19 protein-coding genes are annotated in these 13,738 nt (G+C 56.3%); 1 reads left to right on the top strand and 18 read right to left on the bottom strand.

What is annotated here, in order from left to right:
* Positions 1-309: 309 nt before the first annotated feature.
* Positions 310-906 carry a glutathione binding-like protein gene (locus Q9451_RS33645; protein ID WP_172688640.1) on the bottom strand — a complete coding sequence of 199 codons (597 nt, stop codon included), beginning with the start codon at positions 904-906 and terminating at the stop codon, positions 310-312.
* Positions 907-991: 85 nt separating this feature from the next.
* Complete coding sequence (locus tag Q9451_RS33640) at positions 992-2,104, bottom strand: hypothetical protein (RefSeq protein WP_172688639.1); 1,113 nt, start codon at positions 2,102-2,104, stop codon at positions 992-994.
* A 359-nt stretch (positions 2,105-2,463) separates the two neighbouring features.
* Here Q9451_RS33640 and Q9451_RS33635 point away from each other — a divergent pair, with 359 nt between their 5' ends.
* Positions 2,464-2,679, top strand: coding sequence for a hypothetical protein (locus Q9451_RS33635; RefSeq protein WP_223290556.1), 216 nt, complete (start codon positions 2,464-2,466; stop codon positions 2,677-2,679).
* A gap of 119 nt (positions 2,680-2,798) precedes the next feature.
* Here the strand turns inward: Q9451_RS33635 and Q9451_RS33630 are convergent, their stop codons facing one another.
* The 16 genes from Q9451_RS33630 to Q9451_RS33555 form a co-directional block, all read right to left on the bottom strand.
* The gene (locus tag Q9451_RS33630; protein ID WP_172688637.1) at positions 2,799-3,974 is read right to left on the bottom strand and encodes a phosphoadenosine phosphosulfate reductase family protein; all 1,176 of its coding nucleotides are present in this window, start codon (positions 3,972-3,974) and stop codon (positions 2,799-2,801) included.
* Positions 3,975-4,047: 73 nt separating this feature from the next.
* The gene (locus Q9451_RS33625; RefSeq protein ID WP_223290555.1) at positions 4,048-4,659 is read right to left on the bottom strand and encodes a hypothetical protein; all 612 of its coding nucleotides are present in this window, start codon (positions 4,657-4,659) and stop codon (positions 4,048-4,050) included.
* A gap of 549 nt (positions 4,660-5,208) precedes the next feature.
* Positions 5,209-5,958 (bottom strand): hypothetical protein, encoded by a 750-nt coding sequence (locus Q9451_RS33620; protein WP_172688636.1) that lies wholly within the window; start codon positions 5,956-5,958, stop codon positions 5,209-5,211.
* Positions 5,959-6,052: 94 nt separating this feature from the next.
* A complete protein-coding gene (locus tag Q9451_RS33615; protein WP_057382943.1) occupies positions 6,053-6,454 on the bottom strand; it encodes a hypothetical protein in 402 nt (133 codons plus the stop codon).
* 15 nt (positions 6,455-6,469) lie between these two features.
* Positions 6,470-6,760: a hypothetical protein gene (locus Q9451_RS33610; protein WP_172688634.1), complete on the bottom strand. Its 291-nt coding sequence runs from the start codon at positions 6,758-6,760 to the stop codon at positions 6,470-6,472.
* 65 nt (positions 6,761-6,825) lie between these two features.
* Positions 6,826-7,065 (bottom strand): hypothetical protein, encoded by a 240-nt coding sequence (locus tag Q9451_RS33605; protein ID WP_010794417.1) that lies wholly within the window; start codon positions 7,063-7,065, stop codon positions 6,826-6,828.
* On the bottom strand, positions 7,062-7,658 hold the full coding sequence (locus Q9451_RS33600; RefSeq protein WP_172688633.1) for a hypothetical protein: 597 nt from the start codon (positions 7,656-7,658) through the stop codon (positions 7,062-7,064). Before Q9451_RS33600 ends, Q9451_RS33605 begins: the two co-directional genes overlap by 4 nt.
* A 319-nt stretch (positions 7,659-7,977) precedes the next feature.
* A complete protein-coding gene (locus Q9451_RS33595) occupies positions 7,978-8,181 on the bottom strand; it encodes a hypothetical protein (protein WP_010794420.1) in 204 nt (67 codons plus the stop codon).
* Positions 8,178-8,528, bottom strand: coding sequence for a hypothetical protein (locus Q9451_RS33590; protein WP_010794421.1), 351 nt, complete (start codon positions 8,526-8,528; stop codon positions 8,178-8,180). Before Q9451_RS33590 ends, Q9451_RS33595 begins: the two co-directional genes overlap by 4 nt.
* A 5-nt stretch (positions 8,529-8,533) precedes the next feature.
* Entirely contained in the window at positions 8,534-8,725 is a 192-nt protein-coding gene (locus Q9451_RS33585; protein ID WP_010792751.1) for a hypothetical protein, read from the bottom strand.
* A gap of 19 nt (positions 8,726-8,744) precedes the next feature.
* The gene (locus Q9451_RS33580; RefSeq protein WP_223290554.1) at positions 8,745-9,440 is read right to left on the bottom strand and encodes a hypothetical protein; all 696 of its coding nucleotides are present in this window, start codon (positions 9,438-9,440) and stop codon (positions 8,745-8,747) included.
* Between the two features lie 202 nt (positions 9,441-9,642).
* Positions 9,643-11,001: a hypothetical protein gene (locus tag Q9451_RS33575; protein ID WP_010794423.1), complete on the bottom strand. Its 1,359-nt coding sequence runs from the start codon at positions 10,999-11,001 to the stop codon at positions 9,643-9,645.
* 126 nt (positions 11,002-11,127) lie between these two features.
* Positions 11,128-12,096 carry a methyltransferase gene (locus Q9451_RS33570; RefSeq protein WP_021263454.1) on the bottom strand — a complete coding sequence of 323 codons (969 nt, stop codon included), beginning with the start codon at positions 12,094-12,096 and terminating at the stop codon, positions 11,128-11,130.
* Between the two features lie 164 nt (positions 12,097-12,260).
* On the bottom strand, positions 12,261-12,974 hold the full coding sequence (locus Q9451_RS33565; RefSeq protein WP_172688631.1) for a hypothetical protein: 714 nt from the start codon (positions 12,972-12,974) through the stop codon (positions 12,261-12,263).
* Positions 12,975-13,041: 67 nt separating this feature from the next.
* A complete protein-coding gene (locus tag Q9451_RS33560; RefSeq protein ID WP_172688630.1) occupies positions 13,042-13,482 on the bottom strand; it encodes a DUF6283 family protein in 441 nt (146 codons plus the stop codon).
* A complete protein-coding gene (locus tag Q9451_RS33555; protein WP_172688629.1) occupies positions 13,479-13,658 on the bottom strand; it encodes a hypothetical protein in 180 nt (59 codons plus the stop codon). Before Q9451_RS33555 ends, Q9451_RS33560 begins: the two co-directional genes overlap by 4 nt.
* Positions 13,659-13,738: the final 80 nt, after the last annotated feature.

The following is a 13,738-nucleotide window of genomic DNA, read 5'->3' as shown; positions in this document are numbered from 1 at the left end:
TGAACCCGCTTGGTCACTTCTGATTGAACTGGTGTAGAAGGGCGCGGAGTTTGGGAGCCGCCTGTTGCTTCAGTGCCGAGAATTTGCATCGAAGGATCTGCAGCGGCAGATCGCCGGTCAGACCGTGAATGAAAGGCAAAATCCAGTAGCGAATGTTGTCACACAGGGTCGGTGGCGGGTCGTTCTAGTGGCTATGGACTTCGGGGACTACAGCAACGGCGTGAGCTGCATTGTAGAGAGCAAGGTGTAGCTTCTTGCAGATTTTCATGGCGGCACCAGTAGTGCGGCCTCAGAGAGGCCGCATAGGACTTAAGCCAGCTTTTGCTCTTGCTCGGAAAGGCTGGCGATGAAGCTAGGGCGGTTGAATATGCGCTGGCAATATTCTGAGATTCCGCGAACCTTGGTCAGGTTTATCCCAAGGGACTTAACCCGCCATAGGAGAGGGGCGAGGGTGCAATCAGCGACCGAAAGTTCGTCGCTCATGAAGTATTTCTTCTGCTCAAAGAGCGGTGCCAGCGCCAGCAGAGTGCTTGCCAGTTCCTTGCGCGAATCGGAACAACCATCTTGGGTTTTGTCCAAGAGCGGATAGAGTTCCCGGTGGATACGGCGAGCCAGCATACGAGTATGGGCGCGGGCAACGGTGGTGCTGGGTAAGAGCGCCGGATGCGGGTAGCGCTCCTCCAGATACTCGACAACCATGTCCACCTCATGAAGTGCGAGGTCGCGCTCAGCCAGCGCGGGTGCCTGCATCGTGGAACCGAACTGAGCCATCAATCGTGCATTGGCCGGTACTGCGACATCTAAGATGCGAGCGTCGATTCCCTTTTCTGCCAGCACCAAGCGAACAATATGGGAGAGGTAGCAGGTGCTGTTGGAGAAGAAGGTTAGGGTGTTCAATTTGCTCATGGCTGTTCCCCGAGGTGTTGTTTGCGATGGGGAAATTTTCAGCTTGGTTGGTGTGTGCCAGAACCATCCGCGAAAAATAATTCAATCAAAGCCGGGCAGCCAGTCGTAACCTTTTCCCTTGGCAGAGCTGAATAAAGCTACCGATCATGGCCGATGCGCCATCCACCTCAACGTCGAATCCCGTCCGAAGATCAGTCCCGGATTTGCCGTACCGGAACCCAACAGTTCTGGCTCGTGAAATTGCGATCAATTGCTCTGCGGAAGGTTCTGTTGTGAATGTCAGGAATCCGTTCCGAAGCTCAGGACTCAATTCGGCCAAGGCTTGGCCAGTCGGAGCCCCATCGACAGTGAGTGTGATGGTATCCATTTCCCGGAGCAGCGAAGGGGAGTACCAGGACTTGAAAAGGGCAGCTAGTTCGACACTGTCATCTTGACCGCAGGCCAAGGCGATCTTACCTGTACCCTGCACCTTCTCCTGAGTCCCCACCAGTACGATGGCTCCCTGGACCTCTTCGAAACCCCACCGCGCCGGCAGTTCACCCGCATTGATCAGGCCCAGGTCATAAGCTTCCTGCGGAGTCAGATATCGCATGCTCTCACTACCAGCCGAGACCATACGGTCCATTAGACTCAGGCTAACTCCCATTGCGCTGAGGTGAGTTGCGATCAGTGTCGACGCGACCTGCGCCAATGACAGGTCGTTTGCTTGCTGCCCGGCAGCCCGATAGAAACGGTGTACGCCCATCTTCGAATCCTCATCCAGGAAGCGAAAGCGCCCCCCAGCGAATGCAAATGGGCAACCGCTCTCACAGCGACCAGGTTGTGGAGTGCCCTCAGAGCCTCGTCGGCCTACTCTTGTTGAAAAGCCTCGTTCTCGAATGAGTTGGCCGAGTTCAATTGCGGCAACCAGGTCCCCGCCGAGCGAGTTGATGTAGACCATTCCCAGGCCTGCCCCATTGAGATTGCCGACGCGCTTGAATGCTTCCACCGTTGGCTGATGGATATAGCCGTCGATGTAGATTTCAGGGAATCCGCCATCCTCAGACGGGTTGAGGAACGTCACTGCTGCAGGCTGAAGGCGCGGATCGTCCGCCGGCACCGGAGCGGGGGAGGCAGCCAAGTTGATGGAGATGCCGGCTAGAAGAATGGCGATGATGCTTTTCATGTTGTGGCCATAGTAATTGATCGCATTCAGCATGAGTGCTTAGGGCCAGTGCCAGAAGCAAAGCGATCCTGCCATTCAATCCCCGGAAGCCCAAACCAAAGCCGCAATCTGGAATCCATGCCCTAGTTACCGTTGCCGACCGACATTCGGGTAGGAGTTGTCGGTGTCTGGAGCCTTGATATGAGCTTGCATTCCCTATGGCTGTGAGATGATCGGTATATGGAGTGGGGACTGGGCGAACTTCCGTTATCCTGGCTCCTAGTTCCGAGGAAACCGCCGAATACTGACCCTCCAAGTCGTTGCCGAGCATGTTCAGCGAAATGCCTGGAGCGAGGCTTCTGGCAGATCGAGGTGGCACACTCTCGGCGATCTCATCACATAGGAAAAAGCCAATGAGAATCGAGCGTGAAGAAGTAGATGGTTTTGAGCTCGCTTACAGCGTACAGGTCGACAACAGTCGGATGCTTGAATTGTTAGTTGACGAGATTGAAACAGGTGATTGCTTCTGGCAGATCACTAATTCCTGCGGACAGGTTCTGGACCGATCCGATCGTTATGAAGATCAGGCGCGCTGCCTGCGTGACGGCCTGAACAAAGCGTTGAATTAAGAAAAGTTCATGAGCAAGCAAATTGCCAAAAGCGGGAACGCACGCGCCGGCCGACGCGGCCAAGGCTGAGCGTACCCCAGGCTCCGCAAGAACTCCCGTGAACGGCAAGGGGCCTGGCCTCAGAACGGCCAGGCGTGTTCTTGTGCATCGATCTGCTGAACAGGAATCAGCAGGCCTGAGGCTTGCTGCTCGAAAGTAGGGGGGATGCCCTTACCCTTCGCCGCGCCCTTGGCCATCAGATCCTGGTACCGGACGATGATGCTTTGTGCATCTCGATAGTTGATGGCCAAGCCAAGTTCATCGGCAACAGTGCATCGCACCTCGGCAAGCAGCTCAGCCTCCCCGTGGGTAGGTACCGCAACAGGCCACCCCTTCACATACAGCAAGTGCTTCGGAAGGCGAGCCTCCGCATTTTGGCGGATGATGGACTTACGCTTTGCATCCTCCAGAGCCAGGCGCATGTCTAGCGTCAAGAGATCAGGCCTCACGTCTCCCAGCCATTTCCCGGATTGGAACGAGAAGGTTGATGCGATTTCGAGCCCGACCATTTCCCGGTAAATGTCGTGGTTCCCTTCATACCCAGTCGACGACTTCAGGTCCCCTGCCGAAGCAAGCACACAAAATGCGCAGCTAATCCTGGTCATGTTGTAGGTGGTGTAGCCGACGTGCCTAGCCAGTCCGTATGAATCGATGAAGTCGATCACCTCGTCCCGCTTCATGTCGATGATCGCGTTCCAGGTCGCCCCCTCCTTACCCCGGGTGACCAGCGTGCTATCTGGTCTGCTTACGGGTTGCTTTGCCCGGTTCGCGCTTTCTTCGCGTCGCACACCTACCACGTTGATTACGTCCTGGCCGGGAAATCGTTTCTTGAGGGCGCTCGCAATCGGTTTTGCTTTCTTTTCGGAAGTGCAAAAACGCATCGAGGCGGTAGACCAGGGCAGGATCATCTGAACGCACTCGAGGTCGATGTAGCGCCTCAGGTTGTTCTCAAAGCGCGTCAACCAGCGATCCATCATGTCTCCGCTGCCGGTGCGCACGACCAGCAGCTCCCATCCCAGGAACTCTGCCATCTCCTGGCACTTCGGAAGGCTCTGATCCCATTCAACACGGCCCAAGTCCGCATGCACGGCAATGCGGGGGCCGGTATGGCCGATCGAATTGAGATGTTCGTGTACGGCCAGTTGGCAAGCCTGACTGTCTTGGCCACCGCTGACGCCGACAGCAACTGCAGCATTCGCTGCCAGCAATCTGTCGATGTCAGGGGTGGTACTGATGAAGCTACGCTGGAAGGACATTTCGTTGATCCGGTGATGAAAGTGATGGTCACAGGATCAAGGGAGTAGAAGTGTGCCAGAAGCAGCCCTGGGTTCAGACTGGTGCTTCTTCCTCGCCAGGTACCGGGATCGCGTCGATGTCCCTCGCAGCAAGAATCTGTCCCGATTCATCCATGAGAATTACTTGCGTGGGGGTCACCACAAGGCTGCCTTGTGGAACGGGCCGGTACCACAGCGTATCGTCGGGCGAAATCTTCATGAACCCGTAATGTCTGGGCTCAACCTTAAAGCGCCCACACTCGCTGAGCGTTGGGTTGCGGATCTCGAAGTCTTCATGTTCGAAGTACAGGTCGCTGACCTCCCCGTAGGGTCTTAGGCGAATGTCGATGAGCTCAGGTTTGTTCAACTGCCGAACAACCCATTCCTCCCCTTCAAAGTCCCATCCCCGGGGATCAAGGCATCCAATCTCGTCAGCGTCGATCAGACCATCTTCATGGAGTGGTGCCGAGTAGACTTCACTCCCCACCATAAAGTTTACCTCTCTGAAGTGAGGGCTTTCTGGGCACTGCAGAATGAGCCCGCGCCCTGGGCGGGCAATCAGAATGGATTCGTTGGCCTTACAGTAGGAGCGGAAATCCATGGAATCAATGGTTAGAGGCGGGGCAGATTGTGTTTCGGAGGAATTGGAGGTTCTGTAGAAGGGCATGGCTTAGACCTTTTGGAAAGAGACCAATAGAATGCCTCGCAGTCGAATGTGCCAGAAGCGGCTAGATCAGTTGCTAGAATGATTGCTTAGATTAAATCCAAGATTAATTCATATGTGCGGAGCGCCTGGTTTGTGGTCTATAATATGATTCCTGCTTAACAGCTTTTATAAGTGTGTGATCATGAAGCATAAGCCATCTAGGTTGGAACTGTTCATTTTTGTGATTCTGTCGCTGCCAATTTTGTCTTTAGTTTTTTTCGTTATTTACGGAGTGGTGGCCTCAGAGGTTAGGTTTTGGAGTGCTATGTAAATCTAGACGCCGCAAGATTTCTCATCTGCCTTGGCCTTGATTGGAGATACCATGGAACACTCAACACCATACCCTACCTTCGAGGAGGTTATAGCTAAAGAAAGACTGGCTAGTCGCAAAACCCGACTAAAAATAATTTTCTTGTCTAGCCATGTGATTATATTTCTCATTGGTGTAGTTATGGGTAGAGCCTTCAACCTCTCTTGATAAAGTAGGTTGAGTGATGTGGGGCGAATGCTTTACACATCCTGCAGCGGATTTTCGCAAAGATGAATAGACGATACCCGTTCTGGGAACAACTCTCGAACCTTTTTGGTAATGCGCACTGCGTCTAGGGCTGTAACACATCCTTGGAACATTTCTATTTCAGTGAGGTGATAAGCCACTCGCTCTATGCGGTCCTTCTTGCTGGGAGCGCAGGTTCGAATCAGATCGGCGTCATATCTTGCGGAAAGGATGTCGTACCAATCCACCAGCTGGAATTCGAAAGCGACATCGACTGCCCTACCGGTGGGTAGTGCCTCATCCCACGCATCTCTCCTGGTGTCCCACTCAGCTTCGCTGATTGTCTCAGGCCTGTCGGTTGAGTTCTGGTAGTGGTAATCAGTGAAACCCGCGTCTTCTATCAGGTGAGCGAACGGCGCATGGTTGCGCCAATACGTCAGCATCAGTACATCACCGTGGAATGGCAACACCGATACCGAACCAATGAAGTCCCAATTCATGGTTTTGATCGCATTGTCCTGATTGCGGTAAGCGTCCTCAATCTGGCCTAACACATGGTTTCGGGACCAACGATTGCGGTCCTCATCGACAAGGCAATAGTTCTCCGCCAGGTCCCGGCCGAATGCGAGCTTTCGAGCAATGACGGTAGCCACCGCCTTGCGAGCCTCCTGGATGAAAGCGGGGCGTATCCGGACAAGCTCGGCAAGAGCTTGCTCCAGGGTTGCGCGGCGTTTGATCCGGCCGTGATTGATCTTGGTACTCATGAGGTGGCTCCTTCAATCGAAGGCCAATGGTGAGGCTGGCCGGTGTGTGCCACCAGCCAAGTGGGGGGCCTAGATTTCGTGGGCCATCGTCGGCTCAGTTCAGCAGGTGCAGCAGCAGCGAGAACGCCGGCACTCCAAGAACGATCATGAGGATCGTGGTGTACATGGAGGTAAGCCTCCAGATACGGCGGCCGTCCATTGTTGCCAACGCATCACTGCGCTTTCGAAGCCGTGGGGATCGAGCATCCAAGGTGTCGGCTCTCACCAACAGAGCCAGCATTAGCAACACCACGTTGTGCATGGCCAACAACACAACACCAAGGATGGGGCTTTGAGCTGCCAGGCCGGCCGCGGCGACGAACGCAAGTAGATGAGGCACGTTGTCGATCAGCTTTGCCAGACCTTTGGCTGGGGTGAATCCGAATCCTCGCTGAGCCGATCGTTCGGTGCATACCCAACAAGCCAGCGATGCAGACGCCATGAAGATGGTCACCATGAGCATTTCCTCTTGTCACACCAGTACCAGGACGCGGCCCTGATCGATCGCGAAGTCAACAATCTTGCTCCCTCGGTTACGAAGGGACATCACACTCCAGGCTTCGGCGTTGGGACGCCCGATGACACGGGCGGGGATGTTCATCGCAATGAACTCCGCGCGTTTGGTTTTGAACGTGGCATACAGACCAAGATCGCCCTCGCGGCGGATGTTTGAAACAGCAAATTCACGCCGGCCAACAGTGAGGTTCTGAGAATCGCCGATCAGCTCTTCGAGCTGGGATTTGGGCGGAATCGTAGAAGTCATTCGAACGTCCTCGTATTTGATCAGGTCTATGCTCGAGAGACCGAGCGCGTGCCGGAAGCCGTGAGCTATTCGGCCAGGGCCAGCACGTTGGCTGGCATGGTCTTGAGCAACGACTGCCCACCCTGGTTCTTGCCGTAGTTACAGCGGACAAAGACGCCTTTTGGGGTATCCCAGAAGCGAATGACCTTTGCCTTGTTCCCAGGAATGCTGTCAGCGAAGAAAATCCGGGTTTGCACGGCCAGCCCCCGGCGCAAACGAGCTACATCAAGAGCGGGGAGGTCGAGCGCTGGGTAGAGCGGGATCATTGCTCAGCACCATTTGCGCCGCAGATGAAGTCCTTCCAGGTTGCCCGGGTCAGGCGCTTGAGGTTTGCCGGATGCCCCTCACGGGAGAAAGGGTAACGACGATCCTCTGTCAGGCGATAACGACTGAGGGTAATCGTGTCTTTACTGGTACTGAGACTGGTGCACCACCACACCTGCAGGTCCTGGAATCGAGGCATCATCAGGTCGGTGTCATCGCCGGGCACCAGCAGTGCGACACCCGGTGCAACCCGATTGTCTTTCAGGACTTCGGAGGTCGATATCGCAACCAGCGGGGCTTTGAAGGGTTTGAAGTCGAAGGCCTTTTCCCACAGCCGGCAAAACGTTCCCCCTGCCAGGCATGCGGTGAAGTAGTTGTGGTCCGAGAAGGGGCGGAAAACGCCGACCGAAGTGGTCATCTGCAGACGATTCATCGGCTCAACGTCATCCAGATCAAAGGCCATCTTGCCCTTGATCGCGATTTCCATCGCTTCATGGAGAAGTTTGGAGCGCTCCCGATCTCCGACCGATTTGCCTATACCGTTGAAAGCAGCACGCATAAAGCCGAGGCCGGCGCTGACGGGTGTGCTGTTCATGTGACTTCCTCAGTTGAGTGGACTGAGGAAATCTTCAGGGGGCTGACGGTGTGCCAGAACCGGCGCGAGAGAGATTGATCACTGATCCTGCAAGAAATCGATTTGCCGGGTGTTGAGGTCAGTCTTGTGGGTGTTAAGCGGGTGCCCGAGCTGGCGCTTGACCTCAGAGAGCCATGCTTTGTAAGGCCTGTTTGCGCGGTTTCCCCAGGGGTATGCCTCGGTGAGAGCCTTGCGCAATGCAGTCATGTCTTTCCGGCCAACGCGGTTGATGACTTCTGCGACTATCGGTGCCGCTCGATCTGCCCAGGACATGCTCTCCTCACAATGCCGTTTTGTCCGCTGGGCTTGCCGCGGACAACTGGATACGGATGTCATCTGCAAGGCTGATGAGACGGTTCCCTTCACCCTCAAGTTTCTGGGCTACTGCCTGGACCTGCTCAGCGGTGGCCACCTCATCCCTGCAGAATCCCTCATCCAGAAGCCACTGCTGGACCTTGGCGAACCCCTCTATTGAGAGGCTCATGCTACTTTTCCGCCGGCGGCGATGATCGCCTCCTTGATCGCATCCAGCTTGTCCTTCGGTGCCTGGACCGACAGGAAAGCCGTGTCTTGTTTCTTCTTCCAGCGCTTGAAGTAGGTTTCGAAGGAAACATCGACAGAGCCGTCATTGGACTGCACCCACCCACCCATGATTCGAACCTGGTCCTCTGGCTTGAGGTCTTCGCCGATGGAGAAGGAGTCATCCATGACCTGGCCGTTAACTTCAAGCTCAAGTTCTTCATGCCAGACATCATCTTCACCATTCGGCTTCCAGAACCCGTCGTCGTTGTAGAAGGCCTTGAGTTCCGAGCCAGTCGTTTTGGTCGGCATTGTGGTTACTCCGTTACGGACTGGATCGCGCCCAGTCGCTTTTCAATGGAAATTGCTTGCTGCTGGAGATCCAGGCCCTCGAGGCCGAGCAGTCCGTTCTTCGCTGAGCCGAGCTTGGTCAGGGCCTCAACCAGCTCTGCAGCCTGGGCCTTGGCTTTCTCTAGGGTCGCCCGGTCCTGGGCGTTCAGCTTGCACATAGTTCACCTCTTGAATGAGCTAGTTGGACTGCGGGCCTTCCAGCTCCAACAGTTCAGATTCGATGTTCGACCTTGCAATCGCTTCCCATGCGGCCGAGATTTCAGGGTGGCCGTACAGCGGGTGACAGCTCAGCAGTCCCCGTAGGACGTCTGCACGTCCGGCACGGAAAAGGTCATCCGGTACCCAGGCAAATTCCTGTTGAACTGCCTGTTGGTAGGATTTGTACGCCTGTGGTGGCTGTGCCAGAACCGCCAAATCAATGTCGAGCACCAGGCCGCAATCATCGGCCTGGGAGCCCGTCTGGTGGTTGGTCGCCATGATCATCGCTTCCACAGCTGGGATGTACTCGGGAACGCCGGCAGCTGTGAGCAGGGTGATGGCGTACTGAGCGCTGCAAGCTTCATTGTCCACTCGGTGAGTGTCGTAGATCACGTCGTGAAGCCACAGCGCCAGTTCAACCAGGTGAGGTTTGTCGGCCAGATGACGCCAAGAGTCGAAGTGTTCAAGGCACGCGGCTATGTGTTCAAGGGTGTGGTAGTGCCGTCCTGGCTCGCTGTATTGCATACGGAGGTAGTTGAAGGCACCTGCAGCAGGTGCTGCGCCAAGCGCGCGCCAGAGCCGATGCCAACGATCTTCTAGCTCGGTGTGATTCAAAGGCATTTCCCTGCTACTCCAGGCGTTGTATTGGCATTGACGGATCATAACCTTGGGCATGGTAGGGATCTTGCCGTACCGCACACTGTGAATTCTCCACGCCATGGCTAGTGACACCAGCCACGAACGAATTTCACAAGCCTACTTTGGCGTGAGCCGCGGGGGCGGTGTTGTTACGGTTGACGTGCCCCTGCGGATGCTTTGAGTTTTAAGGGGCCAATAAGATCGGGCCGCCATTAGGCGGCCCCTTTCGCGTCTGAGATTAGGCAGCCATTCCCAGGGCAGCCATGCGGATAGCGCTTTCGAACTGCTCCTCGATCCGCACCAGGTCGTCCGCGACCGACTTGTCCAATCGCTCTTCGACGAATCGGGGGAGGAAGAGACTGTAGGGTTTGCCTGGCTTCTTCGGACGCATGATCTGGTTGGACCGTACAGTGATGATCATCCCGCGCCACGTATCCCGATTGAGATGGATCTCCTCTCGCTTCTTCTTCTTGAAGCCGCTCACTCCTACCACCAGCTGGCCGCAGGCGCTCTTGCAGAGCAGTGACCCGAAGGTCTTTGCGTTTGCTCCTTTACCAGGAAGGAAATCAACCACTTCAAGCTCGCATGGGGCTTCGAGCTTCAGCTTGATCTGATCCTTGCTGGTACCGTCAAACCAGATAGCCTCCGGCTTTTTGATGATCGTGCCTTCCAGTCCGAGCTCAAGCTGCTCCACATAGTGGTCAATAGCCTCCTGGAAGGAGTACACGATGCGCGTCTCGATCATCGAGATCGCAGAGTGAGCGAGCGCCGTCACGAGAGCGGTCAGCTGACCGAAGCGGTCCTTGTATGGGGTCTCGCAGCGTCCGCCTTTCTTGACCGAGGTCAGCGGGATCAGATCCCACAGTTTGATGATCGGCCGGCAGCCAAGGTCGAACTGGCCGCCCTGAATCACGGAGTTCAGCATGCCGTTGCCGACCTCACGGGGGAGAATCTTGCCGTCGCATTCGACGAGCAGCTCACCATGCGCTTGCCCGTTCGGAAGCCGACGGAGCCCATCAAGCAGTTCTTGGAACGGTGCCGCAGGGAGAAGGGTGCCGGCGCGCGAAGTGAGGCTTACCTCATTGGCTTCGACCGTCACGTTGACGAACATGCCGTCGGCTTTGACCTGCGAGTAGATACCAGCGGCCCAGTTCCACTCCGAAAGATTGGTGTGGTGAGGGAGGCTGCAGCGCATGTAGCTGAACTCAGGAATCAGCCCGGAGCAGACTTTGTTGACGCTGGTTTCGCTGAAGCCGGCGCGCGGGTCCTTGGAAAGGATGCGCCAGAGCAATTCAGAGGACTCTGGGTTCAAGGACGTCAATGCCCGAGTAACCGCCTCTTCAGCGCGGTGTCCGGTGAGCCCTCGGGCGGCCAATTGGTCGAGCATCGACCAGGTTTCCTGGTTGAACTCCTCGGCCCCGAACTGGCTTGCCCGGGCCGGTCGGATGCCATAAGTGATGAATGGGTTGAGCATGTAGATCAGGACGCGCTGGAAGGCTTCGCTGTCGACGTGGGTCTTCAGGAGCGCCAGCTTGTCGTTGGTGCCAGGGGTATTCGCGATCTGCTCGAGGGCATGATAGACGGTGGTGCTCAACACGGGCTGCTTCTCCAGAGTGGTCTGACTTGATTGTCCGGATGCTTGGGTTTCATTCCAGCGAAGTCCGGGGGCTGATGACCATTCTTGAGCCGCAGGGGGTGTGCCAGAAGCGGCCGGAAAAGCCCTCTACGCTGCATCGAAAAGGGAAAGCTGGGCAAAGGACTGCGGGTTAGCAGAACCTGTGTCTGGCTTCCTTGAGGCTTTCATTCGGACCGGTGCAGTTGGTGCTAGCTCTACAGCACGATCGGGCACGGCCGCCAGCGAGGGTTCGCTCAACGCTGGAGCCGGTGGCGGGGTTAGTGCAGGAGGCGCGACTACAGACCTGGACGCTGGATTCCGCTCTGCCTCTGCCGGAGCGGCTGGGATGTCGGCAGGGTCTTGGGTGAAGTCGCACAAGACGATCTCGCAGATCGGACTGACGCCGTGCCATTCGTTCTTGTAGGCGGACGTGTCCAGGCCGCAATTATGGTCGAGCACGATACCGGTCTGACTCATGAACTTCTCACACTCCCGCGTAATCTCGACGCTATAGGAGCGTTGGCCCGAGTACCGGAATGGGGCGGATGTCTGCGGGATGATGAACACGCCGTGGTCAGCGATCTTGGATGCGGCTTCTATCAGCTTGTACTCGAAACTTGCCCCTGTGTAGCGACCGTCGAACGCCTGGCCAGTCTTCACAGATCCAAAGGGTGGATTCGAAATCGCTGTACTGAAACGCCCCATATCCGGGATCGAAAACACATCGCTAACGATCCACTCCGCTTCTGGGAGCACTCGCTTCCCGACTTCAGCGTATTCCGGGTTAATCTCGACACACACGATACGCTTTGCACGCTCGCGACAGGCGAAAGCTAGCCTCCCGATGCCTGCGCAAAGGTCAATCAAGGACTCACACTCCGGGACTTCGATGGAGAAATCGTTGGCCAGTCCCTCTGGCGTGAAGAATGCGCCGGCTAGACCATTCATGTTGGTCGCGGACTCATGGAAATGTTCCAAGATGAAGTAGCGGTCCTCGAGACGCAGGCTCTTGTCCGAGTAAACCAGGTCGAGCGCCTGCTTGTGACGCTTCGCCGCTTCTTTGGATAACTTAGCCATTTCATCTCCTCATCGGCTCAGACGGTATGTGTCTGATTCGGGTGTGTATTTGATGAGGGAATTTTCTGACCAGATAGGTCGTGCCACCATCACCCAGCCAGCAGAAGGTCTCTATTGAGCAAGCTAGAAGCTCGGGTGATGGCGGGTGAGGAGTCAGGGCGCGGTCATGCAGCCACTGACAAGCCAGGGTTCTTCCACTGAACGGCCTTGGGGATCAGGACCTGAAACTCGAAACCAGGATCGACGGAGAATTTGATAGTGTCCCCGCGGTTTGCTGCCACCTGACGTGCGTACTCCAGGGCTTGATCGAACTCCAAAATGGAGAAGTAGGAGGAATCCTTGATGTTGGCGTTCAAGAAGTCCGTGCAATGGAGGGACGTACCGCCGTGGTTGTTTGACAGGCCGAAGGTCATCACCACATACATGGGTTCTCCGACCGGCAGGAACAGTTGGCCATCGATGATGATCCGATCGCGTGCCCACCTCTCCAGATATTCGTCAATCCCGGCCTTTCCCTGATAGGCGCCGATGTAGATTCCCTGTTCCCAATGGCTCAGCGTGACGCTTTCCGTCACCAGAGAGATCTCAGGCTCCGGCATGCGATGGGTCGCGTTCGGGCCTCCTTCCACTTTGTTGTCCCGCGCGCCGGCGAAGAGCTTGCAGTTCGTCCAGAGGCAACCCTCGAAAGTGCGGTATTCCACCGGATCGTGGCCCTGGTCGCTGGTGTTTCGGCTGATGATCGCCACCGGGGCTTGCTCCGGCGGGATTTCCCGAATTTCGACGGTGATCAGTCCGTCGTGCTCGCGGACTGTACGAGGCACCCGGCAGCGAGGGGGCACGATGCTGTGGTTGTAGCTGTAGGTGAAGGTTACGTTCATCACATGGCTCCTTATGAGATGGAGCCATGATCAGGGCTGTGCGGGTGTGCCAGAAGCCAGGCCCCGGTCAGGAATAGTTGTTCCTGCAGGGCTTCAAAATCGGATCTTCGGGGTCGACGCCGTTGGCGATGGCCATTTCTGCATAGCTGTCGAACAGATCGACTCCGCCGTCCGAAACCTGGTTCAGGTCCAGTTCACCATTGATGAGATTTAACCGAACCGAGAGATTGTGATCGGCCCCCCTGAGGAGGAAGCCCGCGCAGGTAGTTGGCTTCTCTTTCCCGGTGGTATGGCAGCCAAAGGTTCGGTCGCTCATGTCATAGGCGGTAGCGGCGGAAAGTCGGAATGCCTCGGCCGGGAAGACTCCGACGGCATCACGCCTCCATGGGCAATCTTTGCAAGGGACCTTGCAGGCATGCTTGCGCCCACTCTTGATGGTGACCACCTGGTGGTTCCAATCAGCCCAGCTAGCATCGAGGACTTCAGGTTTGCTGTTCTTGGTAGTCATTGGAGGTACCGGTTCGGACGGCATGCAGTGATCAGGAGGGCAAGCGCGAACAGTGCCAGGATAGCTGCCACACCTTGAATTTCAGTGGCAAAGGCTACTGGATGAGTGTTGGCCAGCCAAGTCAAGGCCAGCGCTGCGCAGATGAAGGATGCGAAGAGAGCGATTGGTAGAAGCATGGGCGACTCCCTGTTGGAAAGTCGCCAGTCTCAGGGGGACGGCTGCGTGCCAGAATCCGCCCGGACAAAAGTCAGGCAGT

The organism is Pseudomonas sp. NY8896, from assembly GCF_039634505.1.
This window is presented reverse-complemented; position numbering and strand designations above follow the sequence as displayed.